The organism is Pseudomonas thermotolerans DSM 14292 (assembly GCF_000364625.1).
GTDB classification, from domain to species: Bacteria; Pseudomonadota; Gammaproteobacteria; order Pseudomonadales; family Pseudomonadaceae; genus Aquipseudomonas; species Aquipseudomonas thermotolerans.
The window spans coordinates 45,237-67,781 of sequence record NZ_KB822602.1; the positions used below are offsets into that span (position 1 = coordinate 45,237).

Sequence of the window (22,545 nt, forward strand, 5' to 3'; positions counted from 1 at the left end):
TGCCGCCGGCTTCAGCCGGTAGTCGTCTTCTCCGGACCCACTGTTTCGAGGGATGAGCCGACCTTATGCAGGAGTGCCGGCCACAGCCGGCAGCAGCGAGGGAGGAACGGGCCATGGCTACTTCGGTCGGAGTCGTCAGGCAGGTCATTGGTGAGGTCTATGCGGTTGCCGGCGATGGAGCGCGGCGACTGCTGATCGAGGGAGATCGCGTCTATCTCGGTGAACAGCTGGTGACCGGCGCCTCGGGAGCCGTCGCGGTGGTGCTCGGTGATGGACGGGAGCTGACCCTGGGACGTGACAGCAGCCTGGCCCTGAGCCGGCAGCTGCTGTCCGGGGATCAGGCTGGCGCAGCGGCGGCCACCCCCAGCCAGGACGGGCTCAGCGAGGTGGAGCGCCTGCAGGCGGCCATCGAGGCCGGCGCCGACCCGACCCTGGAGGCCGAGGCTACTGCCGCGGGTCCCGGCGAGACCGGTTCCGGCAAGGCCGGTGGCGGCCATTCCTTCGTGATGCTCACCGAAGTGGGCGGCGCGGTCGATCCGCAGATCGGCTTCCCCACTGCCGGCTTCGCCACTGTCCCGGAATTCCTTGTCGGCGAGGTTCGTGACTTGCCCGACCCCGAGGCACCGGTGCTGGTACCGCCGAGCGAGCCGCCGGTCACGCCTCCGGTCAATCCTCCCGTGAATCCCTTGGAGCCGCCGGTCAACGGGCTGCCGACGGCGGTCAACGATTTCCTGGTGCTCAACGAGGGCGATGCGGGCGGCTCCGGCAACGTGCTGGACAACGACGACAGCGGCCCCGACCTGCCGGCCAGCTTCGTGAGCTGGAACGGCTTGCCTCCCGATTCCGGGCTGGCCGCCGCGGCCGCTGGGGACGGCATGCGGGTCATCGAAACCCCCTACGGCGTGGTGTGCCTGGGGCCGGACGGCAGCTACAGCTTCGAGCTGGCCAACGGCTCACCGGCCGTGGAGGAGCTTGACGACGGCGAAGAGGTGCGGCTGACCTACGACTACAGCATGCAGGACGGCAACGGCGACCGTAGCAATGCCCAGCTGATCATCATCATCCGTGGCACCAACGACGTGCCCGAGGTGAAGGTCGGCTACGACGACCCGAAAGGTGACGGCGACCGCGCCTACGTCTACGAGGCGGGGTTGAATCCGCACGGCAGCGACGCCGATTCGGACCGCGAATTCACCGGCGGCACCTTCACCCTGAGCGACCCCGACGGCCTGGATGACCTGACGGCGGTGACCATCAACGGCATCACGGTGCCTCTGCAGAACCTGGTCGGCGCCAGCTTCGCCGGCACCTACGGCACCCTGACGGTGACCGGCTACGACGCGACCACCGGCGTGGCCACCTACCGGTACGAGCTGACCTCGACCAGCGTCGACGGGCCGGGCGCCGAGACCGACGTGTTCACCCTCACGGTGACCGACGGCAGCGCCACCTCGGCGCCGGCGGCCATCACCATCGAGATCATCGACGACGTGCCCCGGGCCTGCGACGTCTGGGCGCCCGAGCTCCTTGACGACGAAGGGCTGGCCGGCGGTATCCAGGGCGGTCCCGGCGATGGGCCCGGGCGGGTCACCAGCTTCAGCGGCCAGCTGGATTACCAGGGTGGCGCCGATGGGGTGCAGTCGGTGACCCTGAGCGGCCCGGCCATGCTGGGTACCGAAGAGGTGACCGACTCCCACTGGGATGCCGCGACTCACACCCTGACCCTGTCCACCGCCCGAGGCGAAGTGATCAGGATGCAGGTCACCGACCTGTCCACCGGTGCTTATACCTTCGAGCTGCTGCAGCCGATCATGCATGCCCCGGGCGAGGGCGAGAACGACTTCGTTCTGGAGATCGGCTACCAGGTCACCGATGGTGATGGCGACAGCGCCTCGGCGGTGATGAGGGTCCGGATCGACGACGACAGCCCGGTGGCCTGCGACGTCTGGGCGCCCGAGCTCCTTGACGACGAAGGGCTGGCCGGCGGTATCCAGGGCGGTCCCGGCGATGGGCCCGGGCGGGTCACCAGCTGCACAAACCAAAGGGAGAACCAGGGTGGCGCCGATGGGGTGCAGTCGGTGACCCTGAGCGGCCCGGCCATGCTGGGTACCGAAGAGGTGACCGACTCCCACTGGGATGCCGCGACTCACACCCTGACCCTGTCCACCGCCCGAGGCGAAGTGATCAGGATGCAGGTCACCGACCTGTCCACCGGTGCTTATACCTTCGAGCTGCTGCAGCCGATCATGCATGCCCCGGGCGAGGGTGAGAACGACTTCGTTCTGGAGATTGGCTACCAGGTCACCGATGGCGATGGCGACAGCGCCTCGGCGGTGATGAGGGTCCGGATCGACGACGACAGCCCGGTGGCCTGTGATGACCATGCCGAAGCTGAGGTCGGCTCCAGCCTGCAGATCGCCCAGGGTAACGTGCTGGCCAACGACCATGCTGGCGCCGACGGCCTGGGCGGCATCCGCTCGGTATCGGTGGACGGCAAGACCTACAGCCTGGTCGATGGCGGCATCGAGGTCAGCGGCTCAGGCAGCGGGGCGAGCAGCTACAGCTACCACGACGGCCTGCTGACCCTGGTCACCGACGCCGGTACCCTGAGCCTCCGCCTGAAGGCCCGTGATGGCCAGGCGGTGGGCGACTACCGCTTCGAGCCCCGCGCCGACCAGCCGTTCGACGAGCACGGGCTGTCCAGCAAGGTGTTCAAGTACACCCTGGTCGACGGCGATGGCGACCCATCCACCGCGAGCCTGGAGATCTGCATCCGCAGCGACCTGTCGCTCCTGGTGGTGGGCACCAATGCCAGCGACAAGGGTGGCAGCAGCGTGCCGCACCACATTCCCAGTCCCCTCGATCCGGACGGGGCCGGCCCGGTCGGCGGCGCCCATGGGGATGACGTGCTGATCGGCGATGTCGGAGGCTCGCGGATCCAGGTACAGCCGGGACAGAGCTACAACATCGCCCTCATCCTCGATCACTCCGGCAGCATGGGCGACTCCTCGGGCACCATTTACGGTAGCCGGCTGTCGCTGCTCAAGGCGGCGGTGAAGAACTTCATCAATGGCCTTGAAGGGCATGCCGGCCAGATCAACCTGGCGCTGATCGGTTTCAATGCCTCCGCGGCGCTGCTGTTGTCCGGTGCCTTGGACACGGTGCTGGCCAAGCTGGACGAGACCGGCAATGCTCTGGACAGGCTGACCGCCAGCGGCGCCACCAACTACGAGGCCGCCCTGCAGGAGGCCAACGCTTGGTTCGCTGAGCACGAAAGCAACGGCTACCAGAACCAGGCCTACTTCCTGACCGACGGTAACCCGACCGTGCGCAACGCCAGCCCCAATAGCTCGGGCAGCACGGTCAATTTTTACGACGTCTACGATGCGATCGACGATGCGGCCGAGCTGATGGCTCGCGCCGAGCTGCATGCCATCGGCATAGGCACAGGGGTTTCCGAACGGATCCTGAGCTTCTTCGATAACACCAATAGTGCCGGTACGGCCACCTACTACTCCGAGGGACGCTCCTTCACTGCGGCCGTCGGCCAGCCGGCCATAGTCACCACCGATAAGCAGCTGTTCGCCGAGCTGGACAGCGGCGGCACCATCCAGGTGCCGGCTCCTCTGGGCAACGATCTGCTGACCGGTGCGGAGGGTGACGACTTGCTATTCGGCGACTCGCTGAACACCAGCTGGCTGCCGGGCGAGCATGGCGCGAAGATCCCCGGTTACCAGGTGCTGGTCGATTACCTGACCGCACAGAAGGGCAACGTGGCGCCGACCCAGGCCGAGCTGATGGACTTCATCCGCGCCAACGCCATGAAGCTGGGCTCCTCGGTGCCGGACTCCGGGGGAGACGACACCCTGATAGGCGGCGCCGGCAACGACTGGCTGTTCGGCCAGGGCGGCAACGACCTGCTGATCGGCGGGGCGGGCGACGACCTGTTGTTCGGCGGTACCGGCAAGGACGTGTTCAAGTGGCTGGCCGGGGACAGCGGTCACGACCGGGTCGTCGACTTCACCCTGAGCGGACCGGACAAGGACGTCCTCGACCTCAGCGACCTGCTGCAGGGCGCCAACCCGCTCGACGGGCTGCTCTTCAGCATCGTCGGCGGCAACTCGGTGATCAGCGTGAGCACCTCGGCCGGCGGGCCAGCGGTGCAGACCATCGAACTGGAGGGCGTCGACCTGGCCACCCGCTACGGGGTCACCCCGGGCAGTGGAGGTCTGGTTACCGATACCGCGACCATCATCAACGGCATGCTCGACGACCAGATCCTGAAGGTGGATACGGTCTGAGTCCGGGCTGAACGCCGGCCCGGTCGGGGTTGGTGGACGAGGCGGCCAGGGTGTCTCTGCACCCTGGCCGTTTTGTTTCGGGCTCCCGCTATTCCGCCCGGAGCTGCGGCGTGCCGATCGCCCGGCCCATGGCGCCGTGGATGCCCAACCGTTCCAGCACCTGCAGCTCGCCCTCGGTTTCCACCATCTCCGCGATCAGCGGCAGGTCGATGCTGTGGGTAGCGCGGCGGATCGTCTCGATGAACAGGCGCTTGTCCGGCTCGCGGTCGATGGCACGGATGTAGCTGCCGTCGATCTTCAGGTAGGCGAGGCCAAGGCGGGTGAGGTTGCCGATCAGGCTGAAGCGTCCGCCGAAGTGCTGCAGGCCCAGCCTGTAGCCGGTGCGGCGGATCGCCTGGCAGAGCTGCTCCAACTCGTCGGCTGGTGGCAGGTGGCGCTCGTCGATCTCCAGAGTCAGCAGGTGGGCGCAGGCGGGCTGTTTGTCCAGCATGGCCAGCAGGCGCTCCAGGTTTCCGGCGTCCTGTAGGCTGGCGGCCGACAGGCTGAGGGCCAGCGGTTGCGGATACCGCTGCAGGTGTTCCAGGCAGCGCTCGAGCATGGCCATGTCGAGACGTGCCGCCCAGCCGAAGCGCTCCACCCAGGGCAGGAAGCGGCCGGCCGGGACGGTCTCGCCCTGAGCGTCGTGCAGGCGGGCCAGCACCTTGTGGTGCAGCAGTTCGCGTTCGCCCGCGCAGCGCCGCACCGGCTGGAAGAACAGCTGCAGATGGCGTCCGGCAAGCGCAGCGTCCAGCCAGGTGCGCCAGTGCTCGTGGCCGTGGGCCGGAGCGGCGCTGAAATCGTCGATGCGCGCCCAGGGCCGCTGCGCATGGCGCTGTGCCTCGGCCAGGGCCTGGTCGGCGCGTTCCAGCACCTGTTCGGCGCTTTCCCCGGGACGGAACGCGGCGAGGCCCAGGTGTGCCACCGGGCTGCAGTCGCTGGCGCCGGTCCGCCCCAGGCTATCGAGGGCATCGCAGAGTTGCGCGGCGAGGCGTTCGGCTTCCTCGGCGCTGAGGCCGGGGGCGAGCAGGCTGAATTCGCCGCCGCGGTTGCGCGAGGCCTGCCAGTCGCCGTGCCCGGCCTCGACGCTGCACTGCCGCAGGCGCTCGCCGATGGCTGCGAGCAGGGCGTCGCTGTGCTGGGCGCCGAGGCGCTGGTTGAGGCCGGCGAGGTCGTTGACCCGCAGCAGTAGCAGGTAGCCCTCGGCGTTCTGCTCGTTGACGATCAACTGGTTGGCCAGGCGGATGTCGAACAGCCGGCGGTTGGCCAGGCCGGTCAGGCTGTCCTGATAGGCGCTCTCGCGGAGCTGCTCGCTGCGCGCGGCCTCCTCGGCGAACAGGGTGCGTAGCTTGTCGACCATCTGGTTCATGGCCAGCACCACGCGCTTCAGTTCCGGGGTGCGTGGCACTTTCGGCAGGCTGTGGAGCTCGCGGCGGCTGATCGCCTGGGCCTGCTGCACCAGGGCGTCCAGCGGGCGCAGCTGGGCGCGCAACAGCCAGGCGCCGAGCAGGGCGCTGACCAGCCCGCAGCCGAGCAGCCAGAGCAGACTGGCCAGCGCGCTGTCCCACAGCCGGGCGAGGGCGAATCGCGGGTGGCTGAGCACCTCGACCCGCGCCGCCTGCTCCCAGCCGCGCATGATCAGAGCATCGCCGCCCTGGGGCTGGAGGTCCACCAGGCGGGCGAACCAGTCCGGCACCTTGTCCGCCGTGGTCGTGCTACGCCGTTCCACCAGCACCTCACCGCTGGGGATGGCCACCACCCGGATGCTCGCGAAGTAGCCGCTGTCGAAGATGGAGCTGACCATCAGCTCGAGCATCGCCGGGTCGTCCACATGCGGGGTCAGGGACAGGCCGAGGGCGGTGGCGGCGTCCTGGGCGTGGGAACGCAGCTGAGCGAGCGACTGCTCCCGGGAATGCTCCACGCCGGCGATGAAACTGCCGGTGAAGGCCACCACCAGGAACAGGCAGATGGCGATGAACAATTGCTTCAGCAGTGACATGCTCCGTTCTCCTTATCCATCGCCGATGGCGAAACCTTCCGCGCGCATCTTCCCGAGCAGCTCCTGCCAGCGCGACAAGCGCTTGCTGTCGCCGCTCCTGACCGGCCTGCCGGGCAGGTACAGGCCCTCGGCGTTGAAGGCGTAGACCGGCAGCAGATCCGGGCGCTGCGAGGCGGGGCGGATCTCGTCGATCAGGTTGTCGAGTACCAGTGGCTCGGCGTCCGGGCTGCCGTAGTAGGTCAGCACCATGTGCGCCTGGCCCTGGACGAGCGCCTTGACGTAGGTGATGCGCAGCTTTTCGCTGGAGACCCCCAGGCGGCGCAGGGTGAAGTATTTGGCGATGGCGTAGTCCTCGCAGTCGCCGGCGCCCTTGACCAGGGACTCCACCGGGGTCGCCCAGTAGTCGGTCTGCCGCCAGGTGCGGTTGTCGTCGACGAAGTGCAGCTGGCGGTTGAAGAAGGCGTTGACGGTCTGCAGCTTGTCGGCTTCGGTCAGCTCGCCGCTGCTCTCGATCAGCCGGCCCCAGGCGAGAATGCGCTCGCCGGCGGCGCCGAGTGGGCCGTAGCGCTGTTCCGCGTTGCGCAGGATCAGATCGAAGTCCCAGTCGGCGGCCAGCGCCGCCAGGCCCAGCAGCAGGCCCAGCAGCAGGCCCAGCAGCAGGCCGGGGCGTACGCCGCGGGGGCACCAGTGCCATCCATGAACAACGGGTTGCCGAGCCTGCATGCATCGATCTCTGCGGGGAATGGACCAAGTGTAGGGCACAAGGCCAGCAGTGTGACGTGAGGCAGTCAACGGGAGGGCAGGGTCTTCTGCCGGAGGATGTAGAGGGTCACTAGGCTGGCGCTGGCGAGCATGAACGTCCAGGCCCAGGGGCGCTGCACCAGGTAGCCGGAAACCAGGATGCTGGTCCACATCAGGCCGATGGCATAGACCTTGCCCTTCAGCGGAATGCCTCTGCCGTCCAGGTAGTCGCGCACCCAGGGGCCGAGCTTCGGGTGGTCGACCAGCCAGTGGTAGAAGCGCTGCGAGCTGCGCGCGAAGCAGGCCGCGGCCAGCAGCAGGAAGGGGGTGGTCGGCAGCACCGGCAGGAAGATGCCGATCACTCCGAGCAGCACGCTCAGCCAGCCGACCCCCAGCAGTGCGTAGCGCAGCCAGGGATGGCCGTTGAGCGGCTGCAGACGCGCCATGCCGTCAGTGGTGGCGCGGCTTGAGCAGGGCGGGCTTTTCCTCGGGGGCATTCAGCAGCAGGAACAGTGCGGTGAGGGCTTCCGGGATCTGCGCCACCATGTCGTTGGCCAGCTCCTGGTCGCGAGCGATGTCGGCGAACTCCGGCTGCTCGTCGAACAGCCCGGAGCCGACCATGATCGGCAGCAGCAGCTCGCTGACCTCGTCCTCGGCGTTCTCGAACCAGGTCGCCTCGCGCAGGAACACGCCTTCCATGAAGCCGATGCACCAGCCGCGGATATCCGAGTCGTCCGGCTCGTCGCCGAGGTCCAGCTCGCAGGGCAGCACCAGATCGTCGTCGCTGGCCAGCTGGCGGGCGATGTGCGCCTTGAGCTGCATCAGGGTGGACTCGATGGCCTCGCGCTCGACCTCATCCTTGTAGTGCGGCGGCTCGGAGAACAGCGCGTCGATCCACTCGCGCTCCGGCACCGGCTCGGGGCAGATGGACAGCGCGGTCAGGTAACCGTGGGTTGCGATGTAGTCGAGTGCCTCTTCATGCAGCTCATCGGCATCGAGGAAAGCTTGCAGGCGGGTCAATTGCTCGGCGAAGGACATCTACGGCTACCTTGAGAAAGTTGAACAGCGAGGATTCTAGCCCGGATAGGGCCGTGAGCGCCCGTCCGCGTGGATTTTTTTCCGCGCCGCCGGCGAACCTCCCCGTCCGACACGATGGACGTCGGCCATCCCCGTGCCCGCCTCGCGTATACTCCGCAGCTTTATCCGCGACCGTCACGGCAGCGCGGCAGATTCATCGCTCACGGGGTTTTCATGCTCGAACCGGCTCTGCGCATCCTCAAGGACGTCTTCGGCTACGATCGCTTCCGCGGTCAGCAGGCGGCGATCATCGAGCGGGTGGCCGGCGGCGGCGATGCGCTGGTGCTGATGCCTACCGGCGGTGGCAAGTCGCTCTGCTACCAGGTGCCGGCGCTGCTGCGCGAGGGCCTGGCGGTGGTGGTCTCGCCGCTGATCGCGCTGATGGAGGACCAGGTCGCTACCCTCAACGAGCTGGGCGTGCCGGCGGTGGCGCTGAACTCCATGCAGACCCCGGACGAGCAGCGGGAGATCGCCGCGCGACTGCGCAGCGGCGAGATCAAGCTGCTCTACCTGGCCCCGGAGCGCCTGGTCCAGCCGCGCATGCTGGCCTTCCTGCAGCGCCTGCGGATCGGCCTGTTCGCCATCGACGAGGCGCATTGCGTGTCCCAGTGGGGCCATGACTTCCGCCCCGAGTACCTGCAGCTCGGCCAGCTTGCCGAGCTGTTTCCCGAGGTGCCGCGCATCGCCCTGACCGCCACCGCGGACAAGCGCACCCGCGAGGAAATCGTTCAGCGCCTGCATCTGGAGAACGCCGAGCGCTTCCTGTCCAGTTTCGACCGGCCGAACATCTTTTACCGTATCGTGCCCAAGGACAATCCGCGCAAGCAGCTGCTCGGCTTCCTCGCCGAGCGCAAGGGCGATGCCGGCATCGTCTACTGCCTGTCGCGCAAGAAGGTGGAGGAGGTGGCCGCCTTCCTCAGCGAGCAGGGCTACCCGGCGCTGCCGTACCACGCCGGGCTCTCCAACGAGCTGCGCGCCTACCATCAGAAGCGCTTCCTTAACGAGGAGGGGCTGATCATGGTGGCGACCATCGCCTTCGGCATGGGCATCGACAAGCCCAACGTGCGCTTCGTCGCCCACCTGGACCTGCCCAAGTCGCTGGAGTCCTACTACCAGGAGACCGGTCGCGCCGGGCGCGACGGCCTGCCGGCGGACGCCTGGATGACCTACGGCCTGCAGGACGTGGTGTTCCTCAAGCAGATGCTCGCCAACTCCGAGGGCGACGAGCGCCACAAGCGTCTCGAGCAGCACAAGCTGGAGGCCATGCTCGGCCTCTGCGAGCTGGTTAGCTGCCGGCGTCAGGCGCTCCTGGCCTATTTCGACGAGGAGCTGGCGGAGCCCTGCGGGCACTGCGACAACTGCGTCGACGAGGTGGAGACCTGGGACGCCACCGAACCGGCCCGCCAGGCCCTCTCGGCCATCTACCGCAGCGGCCAGCGCTACGGCGTCGGCCATCTGGTGGACATCCTGCTCGGCCGCGACAACGAGAAGATCCGCGCGGTCGGCCACCAGCACCTGTCGGTGTTCGGCGTCGGCAAGGCGCTCTCCGAGGCCGAGTGGCGCTCCCTGTTCCGCCAGTTGGTGGCCCGCGGCCTGGCCGATGTCGACCTGGAAGGCTACGGCGGCTTGCGCCTCTCGGAGCGCTGCCGGCCGCTGCTGCGCGGTGAGACCAGCCTGGAGCTGCGCCGCGACTTCAAGCCCCAGCAGGGCGCCCGCGGTCAGGCGAAGAGCGCCGCCAGCCAGCTGGTGCGCGGTGAGGAGCGCGAGCTCTGGGAGGCCCTGCGCAGCCTGCGTCGCAAGCTGGCCGAAGAGCACTCGGTGCCGCCCTACGTGATCTTCCCCGATGCTACCCTGCTGGAGATGCTGCGTAGCCGGCCGCGCTCGCTGGCCGAGCTGGCCCAGGTCAGTGGCGTCGGCGCGCGCAAGCTGGAGCGTTATGGCGAAGCCTTTCTGGAAGTGCTCAACGATGTCGGTGCGGAGGCGGAGCCGCGCCAGGTCGTGGATTTGCGCCATGAGCTGGTCAGTCTGGCCCGTGCTGGTATGACCCCAGCGCAGATCGCCAGCCAGCTGCGCTGCACCGAGAAGAACGTCTATACCCTGCTGGCCGAAGCCATCGCTCAGCAGCAACTGAGCCTGGAGCAGGCCCTGGATCTGCCCGAGGATCTGCTCGGCGAGATCCAGGATGCCTTCCTCGATGGCGACGGCGAGCTGCCGGCGGTGGCGGAGATCGCCGGGGCGTTCGCCGGACGGGTGCCGGAAGGCGTGCTGCACTGCGTGCGTGCCGCCCTGGTGGCGGAGTTCGAAGTCTGACCCGACTCGCCATCCTCGTCCGTCTTTCCTTCCGCTGAGTCGCCCGCCTTAGCGGCTGGCGATATGGCCAAATGCCGCTCTTCTGCCACTATGGAGGCATAACCCGCCAAACGACTGGCGACAAGGTTGTGACGCTTGTGCTATGTGGACTATCGTCCCGACAGGCCTCATCGGAAGGGCAGCATGACAACACACCAGGCGTGGCTGGACGAGGCACGTTCCAACCCCTATGCCGAGCAGATCGCCGCCGGTTTCCGCTGGCTGCGTTTCGTTCCCGAGTTGGAGCGCGAATACCGCCACTACATGCAGGAGGACACCTTCGACCTGCGTCGCTTCGCGCTCTGTGCCGGTATGCTGGTGTGGCTGGGCTTCTCGGTGCTGGACTGCTTCCTGATGCCGGCCTCTCGCGAGCTGGCCTGGATGCTGGCGATCCGTGGCGGAGTGCTGGTCCTGCTGCTGGTCTGCGGCCTGCTGATCCTGATGCGCCGCCACCACTTCCTGCTGACCCCGCTGAGCCTCACCTGCATCCTTTCCGCCGGCCTGGGCGGCGCGGCGGTGGTGGCGGTCGCCCACCGGATCGATCCCACCTATCCTTACGAAGGGCTGCTGTTGATCTGCATGGCTGCCTATTTCCTCGCCGGCCTGCGTCTCAGCGAGTCCCTGACCAGCTCGATGGTGGTGCTCCTCGGCTACGTCGGCCTCGAGCTGCTGTCCCGGCAGGATCCGCTGCGGCTGTTCAACAACCTGTTCTTCCTGTCCTTTGGCAACCTCATGGGGCTGCTCGGCTGTTACCTGCTGGAATACAAGTCACGCCAGCACTTCCTGGTCAGCCGCCAGCTGCGCCTGCTGGCCGAGCGCGATGGACTCACCGGGCTGTACAACAGGCGCAGCTTCGACCGCCAGCTCGAGCGCCTGTGGCGTCAGGCGCAGCGCGAGGGCGTGTCCGTGGCGCTGCTGCTCTGCGACATCGACCACTTCAAGGCCTACAACGACCACTACGGCCATCAGGCCGGTGACGGCGTGCTGCGCCAGGTCGCGGCGGTGATCGGCACGGCGGCGCGGCGGCCGCTGGACATGGCGGTTCGCCTGGGGGGCGAGGAGTTCGCCGTGCTGCTCTACGACATCGACCTGGCCCAGGCGCTGGGGCGCGCCGAGGCGCTGCGGGCTAGGCTCGCCAAGCTGAAGCTGGCTCACGAACGCTCGCCGACCGCCGGGGTTGTCACCCTGTCCGTCGGCGCCGCCTGCCTGGCGCCCGGCGAGGGGAGTGACCGCAGCCAGCTGTATGCCCATGCCGACCGGGCCCTTTACGAGGCCAAGGCGTTCGGGCGCAACCAGGTGGTGGCCTAGGCGACATTTCCTTGTCGGAATGCGGCTCTGCAATGCGGCGAAACAGCGCAGTGTAGGGAAGGTGCTTGCCTGTGCGGCGGGGTTATGGTTAGTTGCCTAATAATTGTCCTGATTATCCGCTTCTGGCTCCTAACAAGAACGACCCTATGCTCCCGCAGATCGAGAAACACCGCTTTGCCATGCAGTTGTCCCAGCTGTCCCGCGCCTGGCGCGCCGAACTCGACCGGCGTCTGGTCGGACTGGGGCTATCCCAGGCCCGCTGGCTGGTGCTGCTGCATCTCTCCCGTTTCGCCGCGCCGCCGACCCAGCGCGAGCTAGCGCAGAGCGTCGGTGTTGAGGGCCCGACCCTGGCCCGTCTGCTGGACAGCCTGGAAGCCCAGGAGCTGGTCAGCCGCCTGGCGGTGGAAGAAGACCGCCGGGCCAAGAAGATCATTCTGCAGCCCAAGGCCAAGCCGCTGATCGACCGGATCGAGACCATCTCCACCCAGTTGCGCGAGGAACTCTTTTCCGGCATCGACCCGGACGATCTGGACTGCTGCCTGCGCGTCCATGCGCAGATCCTCGCCAACCTGTTGCGCCGGCAATAGAGCGTCAGACATTCGGCCAACTGTCGAATTGCCATCATTTTTTCGACGTTTTATTGACCTTTCTGCCCGGCAATCCGCTATATTGGGCTAATGGCATATTGATGTTCCTGTGCCATATTTTCAGTGGGTTTCCTTCATTAGAGTTGGCAGCCGGGCAGCAGGATGACTCCCGTCAATCACTTTCGATGCCTGTTAGGGATATCGTAGAAGGGAGTGATGCGCGAGCCGGTATGGCAGGAGGTTAGATGGCTCGGGTGCATCCCTTTCTATTCACACTCGCCTCGGGTGCCATGCTCTATTCGGGCGTGGCGTCGGCCCTGGGCTTGGGCGACATCAACCTGCGCTCGGCGCTGAACCAGCCGCTGAATGCGGAGATCCAGCTCCTCGAGCCTGGTGATCTGGAAAGTCATGAGGTGGTCGTCCGCCTGGCCTCGGCGGAGGTCTACCAGCGCGCCGGCGTGGAGCGCTTCGCCTTCCTCAACGACCTGCGTTTCGCCCCGGTCCTCAGCGGCGGCAGCGGCGTGATCCGGGTGTTCTCCAGCCAGCCGGTGCGCGAGCCCTACCTGAACTTCATCATCGAGGTGGTGCGTCCGGGCGGCAGTCTGGTGCGTGAGTACACCGTGCTGCTGGATCCGCCGGAGACCGCCGCCTACCACGCCGTAGCCGCCCGGCCGGTGGACGCCTCGCCCGGCTACGTGGCTCCTGCGCCCGTCGCGCCGCGTCGCGAGCTGCCGCCTACCACCCAGGGCCGGCAGTACCAGGTGCAGCGCGGCGACAGCCTGTGGAAGATCGCCCGCCGTCTGGCGCCGGAGAGCGGGGTGTCGCTGCAGCGTCTGATGGACGACATCCACGCCCTCAACCCGCAAGCCTTCGTCGGTGGCGACAGCCACCGGCTGATCGCTGGCGCCACCCTGCGCCTGCCGGATGCCGTGCGCCTGCCGGAGCCGGTCGAAGCACCCGTGGCCGCCGCTCCGGCAGCAGCTGGCGAGGCCTCTGCGCAGCCCGAAGCGCAGGCCCCGGCCGTCGCGGCCGCGCCGAGCCTCGAAGAGCTGAGCCGGACCGAGCAGCGCCTGGAAGCGGCGCTGGACCAGGAGATCGCCGAGAAGCTGCAGCTGCAGCAGGATCTCGCCGTGCTTCAGGACCAGCTGAGCCGCCTGGAAGAACAACTGCGCGGCAAGGACCAGCAGATCGCCGAGCTGGAGCGGCGCCTGGCGCAGCCGCAGGCCGCCGAGCCCGCCGTACAGGCTCCGGCCACGCCCTCGGCCGCGACCGGCGAGGCCGAGGCAGAGGCTTCGGCGGAAACCGCCGGCTCCGGCTGGCAGCCCTATGTCTGGGGCAGTCTCGCCGTGCTGCTGCTGGGCAGCCTGCTGTTCCTGCGCGGCCGTCGCCGCCGTCCCGAGCCGGTGCGGCCGGAACCGGTGGTGGTCGCCCCGGCGCCGAAGCGCGTCGCCCAGCCGGAGATCGTCCAGTCGCGGCAGCCTAGCGAAGCGGACGACCTCAACGGCATCGAGCTGTACCTGGCCTACGGCCGCTACACCGAGGCTCTGGACATGCTGCGCAGGCTGGCGCACCGCCAGCCGCAGAACCACGAGGTGCAGTTGCGCCTGCTCGATGTGCTGGGCCGTCTCGACGATGCCGCCGGCTTCGCCCGCCAGCTCGGCGTGCTGGTCAGCCTGGGCGTTGCCGCTGAGCTGGTCGAGCCGATCAAGGCCCGTTATTCGGGCCTGCTGGCGGCCGAAGCGCCGGCCGAGCCGCAACCGGCCGCGGCGCCGGACGCCAGCCTCGACGTAGCCGAGCCGGAACGCCTCGCGCCGGCCGAGGACTTCCAGCTCAACCTCGACGACCTGACCCTGAATGCCGACTGGGACCTGGTCAGCCCCTTCGAGACGGCCAGGCCCGCCCCGGCCGAGCAGCCGGTGGAGGAGTTCCGCTCCAACCTGCACGTGCTGCCGGAGGTCGAGGAGCTGTCCGCGGGCGGCACCTTCGACGAGCCGCTGGAGCTCAACGAGGACTTCCTCGATGCCTTCGACGCTCTGGACGAGGAGCCGCAGGCGCCGGCCCGCGAGGATCTGTCCCACCTGGAAAGCGAGCCCAGCAATGTGGTCAAGCTGAACCTGGCCATGGCCTACATCGAGCAGGGCAACCTGGAGGGTGCCTGCAACATCCTCAACGAGGTGATCAGCGAGGGCAGTCCGGAGGAACAGGACGAGGCGCGCGCCCTGCTGGCGCGGATCGCCTGAGCCTCGACCGCCGGAAACGAAGACGCCGTGCCTGAGCACGGCGTTTTCGTTTGGGGCCGGGGCCGAAAGCGCTCCTTCAGCGCGCCGCGCTGACCCCTTCCAGGGTGGCGAAGGAGGTGTCCTTGGCGGTGAGCAGAAAGTCGCGCATGAAGGGGGCGTCCAGCATGTCGGCGCGGATCGCCGCGTAGAGAGTGGCGTACAGCCCCTTGTCGCCGAGCCGCTTGGCGGTCACGTAGCCGCGCGAGCTGTACTCGTGCAGCGCCCAGTTGGGCAGGCAGCAGACGCCGCGGCCGCTGGCCACCAGCTGCATCATCATCACCGTCAGCTCGGCGGTGCGCACATGGGCCGGCTCCACGTCGGCCGGCTCGAGGAAGCGGGTGAAGATGTCCAGGCGGTCGCGTTCCACCGGGTAGGTGATCAGGGTCTCGCCGGCCAGATCCTCCGGCTCGACGCAGGCCTTGCCGGCCAGCGGGTGCTGGTTGGCTACGGCGAGTAGGGCCTCGTAGGTGAACAGCGGCACATAGGTGATGCCCGGCAGCTCGACGGGGTCGCTGGTCACCACCAGATCAAGATCGCCGCGGGCCAGGGCCGGCAGTGGGGCGAAGGAGAACCCCGAGGCCAGGTCCAGCTCCACTTCCGGCCAGGCGTCGCGGAACTGGTCGATGGTCGGCATCAGCCACTGGAAGCAGCTGTGGCATTCGATGGCCATGTGCAGGCGCCCAGCGGTGCCGCCGGCCAGCCGCGCCAGGTCGCGCTCGGCGGCACGCAGCTGGGGCAGGATGCTGTCGGCCAGCTGCAGCAGGCGTAGTCCGGCGCTGGTGAAGCGCACCGGCTTGGTCTTGCGGATGAACAGCGGCAGACCCAGGCGCTCTTCCAGCTCCTTGAACTGGTGGGAGAGGGCCGACTGGGTCAGGTGCAGGCGCTCGGCGGCCTCCACCAGGCTGTCGGCCTCGCGCAGGGCATGCAGGGTTTTCAGGTGGCGGATTTCCAGCATGGCGATTTCCGGGTCAGGCGCAGAACGGCTGAGAGACGGATAGGGCGGATTCTCTGCCCGTCCGGTCCCTCCGGCGTTGCGCAGCATTATGAAAATTTCTCTAGACTATCGCGAAAATATTGAGTTTGTCTCATGTGGTGTCGGGTGTCGAGAATGGCGGCCATTGCAGATTAAGGAGAAACGCCATGGCCATTGCCCACAACCTCGGATTCCCGCGCATCGGGCGCGATCGCGAACTGAAGAAGGCCCTTGAAGCCTACTGGAAGGGTGACCTCGACGAGACCGGCTTGCGCGCCGTAGGTCGCCAGCTGCGCGCCGCCCACTGGCAGCTGCAGAAGGACGCCGGCATCGAGCTGCTGCCGGTCGGCGATTTCGCCTGGTACGACCAGGTACTGACTCATTCGCTGACCTTCGGGGTGATCCCCGCACGCTTCCGCCCGCGCGACGGCAGGCCGACCCTGGACACTCTGTTCGCCATGGCCCGCGGGGTCGGAGCCGGCTGCTGCGGAGGCGCACACGCCCAGGAAATGACCAAGTGGTTCGACACCAACTACCACTATCTGGTCCCCGAGTTCACTGCCGACCAGCAATTCCTCCTGAGCTGGGAACAGTTGTTCGAGGAAGTCGACGAGGCTCTGGCCCTCGGCCATCGGGTCAAGCCGGTGCTGATCGGTCCGCTGACCTACCTGTGGCTGGGCAAGGCCAAGGGCGGCGAGTTCGACAAGCTGGACCTGCTCGAACGCCTGCTGCCGCTCTACGGGGAGATATTCCAGCGCCTGGCCGGGCAGGGCGTGGAGTGGGTGCAGATCGACGAGCCGATCCTGGTCCTCGACCTGCCGCAGGATTGGAAGAGCGCCTTCGAGCGTGCCTACAACATCCTCCAGCGCGACCCGCTGAAGAAGCTGCTGGCCACCTATTTCGGTGGTCTGGAGGACAACCTGGGGATCGCCGCCGGGCTGCCGGTGGACGGCCTGCACATCGACCTGGTGCGCGCCCCCGAGCAGTACCCGACCATCCTCGACCGCCTGCCGGCCTACAAGGTGCTGTCCCTCGGCGTGGTCAACGGCCGCAACGTCTGGCGCTGCGATCTGGACAAGGCCCTGGAAGTGCTGCGCCACGCCCAGGAGCGGCTCGGTGAGCGCCTCTGGGTGGCGCCCTCCTGCTCGCTGCTGCACTGCCCGGTGGACCTGGCCCGCGAGGACCGGCTGGACGCCGAGCTGAAGAGCTGGCTGGCCTTCGCCGTGCAAAAGTGCGGCGAGGTGGCTGCCCTGGTCGCCGAATTGAACGCCCCGGGCAGCGCCGCCTCGGCCCTGGCCGAGAGTCGTGCGGTGCAGGCCAGCCGCGCCCGTTCGCCGCGCATCCACAGGCCCGAGGTGCAGGCCCGCCTGGCGGCGATCCGTGCCGAGGACAGCCGCCGCGGCTCGCCCTTCGCCGAGCGCATCGGCAGGCAGCGCGCGCGTCTGCAGCTGCCGGCGTTTCCCACCACCACCATCGGTTCCTTCCCGCAGACCCCGGCGATTCGTCTGGCCCGCCAGGCCTACCGGCAGGGCCGGCTTTCCGAGGCCGAATACGTCGAGGCCATGCAGGCAGAGATCCGCCACGCGGTGGAAGTCCAGGAACGCCTGGGTCTGGACGTGCTGGTGCATGGCGAGGCCGAGCGCAACGACATGGTCGAGTACTTCGCCGAGCAGCTCGACGGCTATCTCTTCACCCGCTTCGGCTGGGTGCAGAGCTACGGCTCGCGCTGCGTCAAGCCGGCGGTGATCTACGGCGACCTGAGCCGTCCGCGGCCGATGACCGTGGAGTGGATCCGCTACGCCCAGAGCCTCACCGACAAGCCGATGAAGGGCATGCTGACCGGTCCGGTGACCATGCTGATGTGGTCCTTCCCTCGCGAAGACGTACCCCGCGAGGTACAGGCGCGGCAGCTGGCCCTGGCCATCCGCGACGAGGTGCTGGACCTGGAGGCCGCCGGCGTTCGCATCATCCAGATCGACGAGGCAGCCTTCCGCGAGGGCCTGCCGCTGCGCCGCGCCGACTGGGGGCGCTATCTGGACTGGGCCACCGAGGCCTTCCGCCTGACCGCCAGCGGGGTGCGCGACGAAACGCAGATCCACACCCACATGTGCTACAGCGAGTTCAACGACGTGATCGAGGCGATCGCCGCCATGGACGCCGACGTCATCACCATCGAGACTTCGCGTTCGGACATGGAGCTGCTGGACGCCTTCGAGCGCTTCGCCTACCCGAACGAGATTGGCCCGGGCGTCTACGACATCCACTCGCCGCGGGTGCCGGGCAGTGAGGAAATGGTCGTCCTGCTGGAAAAGGCGGCGCGGCGCATTCCGGTGGAGCGGCTGTGGGTCAACCCGGACTGCGGGCTGAAGACTCGTGGCTGGGCGGAGACCGAGGCGGCGCTGCGCAACATGGTGGCGGCAGCCCACCAGCTGCGTGCCCGGCTGGCCTGAGGCACGGCCAGGGTTTCTTCCGCTTGCCCTAGCGGTAGGGGCGCCGCTTGAACAGCCAAGGGGTGGCCGGCAGTTGGATGTTCCTGGGGGGCCGAGAAGCTCCAGGGCCCGTGGCTGGGGTGGCGGATGCTGAATTCCTCCGGCGTCACGTGGATCTCGAACTCCGCCAGCAGCCAGGCCATGGCGACGGGGCAGCGGTCGTGGTCGCGCATGGAGGGCGGTGTGCCGGGAAACGGTTCTGATGGCAGTCTAATGGCAGTAGCCGGCGGGAAACCCGCGACTGCTTCAAGCTCCACGGCAGCGGCCCGGCGTCCCGGCTGCCGGCCGGCGGCGGGGCTTGATGCAGGTCAGTACCCCGGTGGCATCCCCGCCTAGACTGGTGGGCATCATTAGAAGGAGCTTGCCATGTCCCAGATATTCCCCAGCCTTGCCGAACTCGACGAACATGCCCGCCAGGAGCCGGCCTTCGCCGCCTGGCGCGGCGGCTACGGGGTGATCCAGCACACCCCGGAAACCCAGGCCGGCATCTACCGCATGGCCCACCAGCTGGTCCAGGCCGGGCTGCAGCCGGACCTGGGCAGCGTCTACGAGCTGCTGCGTGCCCTCGATCGCCTGGCTTCCGCCGGTCTCTGGCTGGTGGCGCACATGACCTATGCCCAGCGGGTGCGCCTGGACGGCGCCGAGCTGCAGCCCGAGGACTTCAAGGCGACTCCCGAGGGGCATACCGGCGGGGCGCTGAACATGGTCCCGGCCTATGCCGGCTATCTGACGCTGAACGCCCTGAGCCGGCAGACCCGCGGCTGGCTGATGGGGCAGGGACACTGCGTGGCGGCCATTGAGGCCCTCAACCTGCTGGTCGGCAACCTGCATGCTGAACAGGCTGCGCGCTACAGTGTCGACGACGAGGGGCTGAGCCGTCTGTGCGGCGACTTCTACGGCTATGCCCAGGCCGCCGACGGGCGCCCCGGGGTGCCGCTGGGCAGTCACGTCAACCCGCATACCGCCGGCGGCATCGCCGAGGGCGGCTACCTGGGCTTTGCCGAGCTGCAGTACGCCCACCTGCCGCTGCCCGGCGAGACCCTGGTGGCCTTCCTCTCCGACGGCGCCGCCGAGGAGCAGCGCGGCAGCGACTGGATTCCCCGCTGGTGGCGTGCCGAGGACTGCGGTACGGCGCTGCCGGTGATGATCGCCAACGGCCGGCGCATCGAGCAGCGCACCGAGCTGGGCACCCTGGAGGGCCTGGAGGGCTTCAAGCTGCACCTGCGCCGCTGCGGCTTCGACCCGATCAGCTTCGATGGCCGCGACCCGGCGGCCTTCGTCTGCACTCTCTGGGAGATGGAGCAGCGTCTGGCCCACCGCCTGCACGAGAAGGACAACGGCCTGCTGCGCTATCCGCTGCCGATTCCCTATGGCATCGCCGAGACCGTCAAGGGCTACGGCTTCTACGGCGCCGGCAGCAATGCCGCGCACAACCTGCCGCTGCCCGGCAATCCCCATCAGGATGCGGCGGCGCGGGAGGCCTTCAACCAGTCCGCCGCGCGCCTCTGGGTGGCGCCCGCCGAGCTGGAGGAGGCCCGCGCTCTGTTCGCCCGCCAGCGCGCCGGCCTGCTTCCCGAACGCGACAACCCGCTGGCCAGCCGGCGGCCCGTCGAGCCGCTGCTGCCGGAGTTGCACTGGCGCAACGATGACTGCTCGCCGATGAGCGCCCTGGATCGCTTCTTCGTCGATCTGGTGGCCGCCAACCCCAATCTGCGTCCGCGGGTCGGCAACCCCGACGAGCTGGCCAGCAACCGCCTGGGCGGCGTGCTGAAGGCCCTCAGGCACCGGGTCTGCGAGCCGGAGAGCGAGCTGGAGGCGCTGAACGGCAAGGTGATCACCGCCCTCAATGAGGAAGCGGTGGTCTCCGCCTGCCTGGCCAACCAGGCGGGCCTGAATCTGGTGGCCAGCTACGAAGCGTTCTGCGTGAAGATGCTCGGCGCGGTGCGCCAGACCTTGATCTTCGCCCGCCAGCAGAAGGAGGCGGGGCGTCCGGCCGGCTGGCTCGGTTGGCCGCTGGTGGCCACCTCGCACACCTGGGAGAACGGCAAGAACCAGCAGTCCCACCAGGACACCACCTTCTGCGAGGCGCTGCTCGGCGAGGCCAACGACATGGTCCGCGTGCTGTTCCCCGCCGACCACAACAGCCTGCTGGCGCTGCTGCCGGACATCTACCGGGCGCGCGGCCAACTGGCCTGCGTAGTGGCGCCGAAGCGCGAGCGCCCAGCGGTGTTCGATGCCGAGCAGGCGCTCCGCCTGGCGCGGGATGGCGCCATTCTGGTCGAGGCGCGCGGAGAGGGCGAGCCGCTGCTGCTGATCGCCAACGGCAGCTACCAGCTGCAGGAGATGCGCCGCGCCGGCGCTCGCCTGGCCGCCCGCGGGCATGCCTACCGACTGGTCTACCTGCAGGAGCCGGGGCGTTTCCGCTCGCCGCGCGACCGCTGGGAGGCCGAGGTGGTCGCCGAGCCTGGTCTGCGGGATGGTTTGTTCCCGGCCGGCGCCCGCCGCGTGCTGCTCACCCACATGCGCCCGGAAGTGGCTCGCGGACACCTCTGGCCGATCCTCCCGGATGCCCAGCGCTGCGCGGTGCTCGGTTACCTGAACCGCGGCGGCACCTTCGACGAGGCGGGCATGCTGTTCGCCAATGCCTCCAGCTGGGCCCACGTGCTGGTGGCCTGCGCCCAGCTGCTCAACGTGCCGTTGGACGATCTGCTGGATGAGGAGGAGTCCCTGGCGGTGCTCGGCAAGGGCGATCCGCGGCTGCTGCGCTGAGGGCCGGTCCGCTGCTTCAGACGATGCGCAGGCGCGCCCGCTGCGCACGCTCGCCGGCCAGGTAGCGGCGCAGCCGGGCCTGCTGCTCGGCATCCAGGAACAGGCCCAGCTTGCTGCGCCGCCAGAGGATGTCCTCGGCCTCCCGCGCCCATTCCTCGTGGCACAGGTAGTCCACTTCCCGGGCATAGAGTCCGCCGCCCAGGTGTTCGCCCAGGTCCTCCTCGCGGCCTACTCCCTCCAGCAGGCGCCAGCAGCGGCTGCCGTAGGCCTGGGCCCAGCGTAGCGCCAGCTCCGCCGGCAGCCAGGGATGCCGCTGGCAGAGGCTCTCGGCCAGCTGCCGGGGATCCTCTAGCTGCTCGCCGCCGGGTAGCGGCGTCTGGGCGGTCCAGGCCGGGCGCAGGCCGGGGAAGCTGGGAGCGAGCAGTTCCAGGGCGGCTTCGGCCAGCTTGCGGTAGGTGGTCAGCTTGCCGCCGAACACCGAGAGCAGCGGCGCCTCGCCGCCCGCGGCGTCGAGGACCAGGCGGTAGTCGCGGCTGAGCGCTGCCGGATCGCCCGTCTGTTCGTCGCCCAGCGGGCGCACCCCGGAGAAGCTGTGGCGAATGTCGGCACGGCTGGTCTGTTTGCGGAAATGGGCGTTGACCACCTGCAGCAGATAGTCGATCTCCTCCTCGCTGATCCGTACCCGGGCCGGGTCGCCCTGGAAGTCGCGGTCGGTGGTGCCGATCAGGCTGAAATGCTGCAGATAGGGAATCACGAAGACGATGCGGCGGTCCTCGTTCTGCAGGATGTAGGCCTCGTCGCCCGGATAGAGGCGTGGTACCAGTAGGTGGCTGCCCTGCACCAGGCGTAGGGGACAGGGTGAGGGCTGCTTCAGGACCTCCTCGAACAGCCGCGCCACCCAAGGCCCGGCGGCGTTGACCAGGACCCGGGCGCGGACCGAATAGAGACTGCCGTCGGCACGCTCCAGGTGCAGGTGCCAGAGCCCCTTGCGGCGCCGCGCGCTGACGCAGCGGGTGCGCGGATGGATGTGCGCGCCCTGTTCGCGGGCGGCCACGGCATTGAGCACCACCAGGCGGGCGTCATCCACCGCGCAGTCGGAATATGCGAAGCCGCGGCGGATCTCCGCCCTGAGCGGGCTGTCCGCGCCGAAGCGCAGGGCCTGCGAGGCGGGCAGGCGCTCGCGCCGGCCCAGGTGGTCGTAGAGGAACAGCCCGGCGCGGATCAGCCAGGCCGGGCGCAGGTGCGGACGATGCGGCAGCACGAAGCGCAGGGGGTGGACGAGGTGCGGTGCCTTGGCCAGCAGCACTTCGCGCTCGGCCAGGGCCTCGCGGACCAGGCGCAGCTCGCCGTGTTCGAGATAGCGCAGTCCGCCGTGGATCAACTTGCTGCTCGCCGAGGAGGTGTGCGCGGCCAGGTCGTGCTGTTCGCAAAGGAACACCGACAGACCGCGCCCGGCGGCGTCGGCGGCGATCCCCACGCCATTGATGCCGCCGCCGATGACCGCCAGGTCGTAGACCTCGGCAAGGGGCGCGGCGGGAGAGATTGCCTGGGACATGGCGCGAACCTCGCCGGTCGAAAGTGAATTGCAGCTTTTCGCTTTCGAAAATACTAGGCCTGCCCCAGGCGGCCTGCCAGCG

13 protein-coding genes are annotated in these 22,545 nt (G+C 68.4%); 7 read left to right on the forward strand and 6 right to left on the reverse strand.

From position 1 onward, the window contains the following. Window positions 1-113: 113 nt before the first annotated feature. Window positions 114-4,301 (forward strand): retention module-containing protein, encoded by a 4,188-nt coding sequence (locus H165_RS18355; protein ID WP_017937684.1) that lies wholly within the window; start codon window positions 114-116, stop codon window positions 4,299-4,301. Window positions 4,302-4,389: 88 nt separating this feature from the next. Here the strand turns inward: H165_RS18355 and lapD are convergent, their stop codons facing one another. From lapD to H165_RS0104340, 4 genes are all read right to left on the reverse strand, one after another. After that, entirely contained in the window at window positions 4,390-6,336 is a 1,947-nt protein-coding gene (gene lapD / locus H165_RS0104325; protein ID WP_017937685.1) for a cyclic di-GMP receptor LapD, read from the reverse strand. Between the two features lie 12 nt (window positions 6,337-6,348). Further along, window positions 6,349-7,059 (reverse strand): cysteine protease LapG, encoded by a 711-nt coding sequence (gene lapG, locus H165_RS0104330; RefSeq protein ID WP_017937686.1) that lies wholly within the window; start codon window positions 7,057-7,059, stop codon window positions 6,349-6,351. A gap of 65 nt (window positions 7,060-7,124) precedes the next feature. Next, window positions 7,125-7,523, reverse strand: a complete 399-nt coding sequence (locus H165_RS0104335) for a YbaN family protein (protein ID WP_017937687.1) — start codon at window positions 7,521-7,523, stop codon at window positions 7,125-7,127. A 4-nt stretch (window positions 7,524-7,527) separates the two neighbouring features. Continuing rightward, a complete protein-coding gene (locus tag H165_RS0104340; protein ID WP_017937688.1) occupies window positions 7,528-8,115 on the reverse strand; it encodes a UPF0149 family protein in 588 nt (195 codons plus the stop codon). 213 nt (window positions 8,116-8,328) lie between these two features. Between H165_RS0104340 and recQ the strand changes: the two genes are divergently transcribed. The 4 genes from recQ to H165_RS0104360 all read left to right on the forward strand — a co-directional run bounded on the left by recQ (window position 8,329) and on the right by H165_RS0104360 (window position 14,638). Beyond that, window positions 8,329-10,464: a DNA helicase RecQ gene (gene recQ, locus H165_RS0104345; protein ID WP_017937689.1), complete on the forward strand. Its 2,136-nt coding sequence runs from the start codon at window positions 8,329-8,331 to the stop codon at window positions 10,462-10,464. A gap of 183 nt (window positions 10,465-10,647) precedes the next feature. After that, window positions 10,648-11,811, forward strand: a complete 1,164-nt coding sequence (locus H165_RS0104350) for a GGDEF domain-containing protein (RefSeq protein ID WP_017937690.1) — start codon at window positions 10,648-10,650, stop codon at window positions 11,809-11,811. Between the two features lie 146 nt (window positions 11,812-11,957). Then, window positions 11,958-12,398: a MarR family transcriptional regulator gene (locus H165_RS0104355; RefSeq protein WP_017937691.1), complete on the forward strand. Its 441-nt coding sequence runs from the start codon at window positions 11,958-11,960 to the stop codon at window positions 12,396-12,398. Window positions 12,399-12,643: 245 nt separating this feature from the next. Further along, window positions 12,644-14,638 carry a motility hub landmark protein FimV gene (locus H165_RS0104360; protein ID WP_017937692.1) on the forward strand — a complete coding sequence of 665 codons (1,995 nt, stop codon included), beginning with the start codon at window positions 12,644-12,646 and terminating at the stop codon, window positions 14,636-14,638. Between the two features lie 76 nt (window positions 14,639-14,714). On the opposite strand, the gene metR is transcribed toward H165_RS0104360, so the two are convergent. Beyond that, window positions 14,715-15,632, reverse strand: a complete 918-nt coding sequence (metR, locus tag H165_RS0104365; RefSeq protein WP_017937693.1) for a transcriptional regulator MetR — start codon at window positions 15,630-15,632, stop codon at window positions 14,715-14,717. Between the two features lie 185 nt (window positions 15,633-15,817). On the opposite strand from metR, the gene metE reads away from it, so the two are divergent. Next, window positions 15,818-18,100, forward strand: coding sequence for a 5-methyltetrahydropteroyltriglutamate--homocysteine S-methyltransferase (metE, locus tag H165_RS0104370; RefSeq protein ID WP_017937694.1), 2,283 nt, complete (start codon window positions 15,818-15,820; stop codon window positions 18,098-18,100). Between the two features lie 405 nt (window positions 18,101-18,505). Then, window positions 18,506-20,908, forward strand: coding sequence for a phosphoketolase family protein (locus H165_RS0104375; protein ID WP_017937695.1), 2,403 nt, complete (start codon window positions 18,506-18,508; stop codon window positions 20,906-20,908). A gap of 16 nt (window positions 20,909-20,924) precedes the next feature. Here the strand turns inward: H165_RS0104375 and glpD are convergent, their stop codons facing one another. Beyond that, window positions 20,925-22,463, reverse strand: a complete 1,539-nt coding sequence (glpD, locus tag H165_RS0104380; protein ID WP_017937696.1) for a glycerol-3-phosphate dehydrogenase — start codon at window positions 22,461-22,463, stop codon at window positions 20,925-20,927. Window positions 22,464-22,545: the final 82 nt, after the last annotated feature.

Excerpts from the sequence above, each read along its gene's own strand:
- H165_RS18355 (WP_017937684.1), top strand. The coding sequence starts at position 114 with ATGGCTACTTCGGTCGGAGTCGTCAGGCAGGTCATTGGTGAGGTCTAT.
- lapD (WP_017937685.1), bottom strand. The coding sequence starts at position 6,336 with ATGTCACTGCTGAAGCAATTGTTCATCGCCATCTGCCTGTTCCTGGTG.
- lapG (WP_017937686.1), bottom strand. The coding sequence starts at position 7,059 with ATGCAGGCTCGGCAACCCGTTGTTCATGGATGGCACTGGTGCCCCCGC.
- H165_RS0104335 (WP_017937687.1), bottom strand. The coding sequence starts at position 7,523 with ATGGCGCGTCTGCAGCCGCTCAACGGCCATCCCTGGCTGCGCTACGCA.
- H165_RS0104340 (WP_017937688.1), bottom strand. The coding sequence starts at position 8,115 with ATGTCCTTCGCCGAGCAATTGACCCGCCTGCAAGCTTTCCTCGATGCC.
- recQ (WP_017937689.1), top strand. The coding sequence starts at position 8,329 with ATGCTCGAACCGGCTCTGCGCATCCTCAAGGACGTCTTCGGCTACGAT.
- H165_RS0104350 (WP_017937690.1), top strand. The coding sequence starts at position 10,648 with ATGACAACACACCAGGCGTGGCTGGACGAGGCACGTTCCAACCCCTAT.
- H165_RS0104355 (WP_017937691.1), top strand. The coding sequence starts at position 11,958 with ATGCTCCCGCAGATCGAGAAACACCGCTTTGCCATGCAGTTGTCCCAG.
- H165_RS0104360 (WP_017937692.1), top strand. The coding sequence starts at position 12,644 with ATGGCTCGGGTGCATCCCTTTCTATTCACACTCGCCTCGGGTGCCATG.
- metR (WP_017937693.1), bottom strand. The coding sequence starts at position 15,632 with ATGCTGGAAATCCGCCACCTGAAAACCCTGCATGCCCTGCGCGAGGCC.
- metE (WP_017937694.1), top strand. The coding sequence starts at position 15,818 with ATGGCCATTGCCCACAACCTCGGATTCCCGCGCATCGGGCGCGATCGC.
- H165_RS0104375 (WP_017937695.1), top strand. The coding sequence starts at position 18,506 with ATGTCCCAGATATTCCCCAGCCTTGCCGAACTCGACGAACATGCCCGC.
- glpD (WP_017937696.1), bottom strand. The coding sequence starts at position 22,463 with ATGTCCCAGGCAATCTCTCCCGCCGCGCCCCTTGCCGAGGTCTACGAC.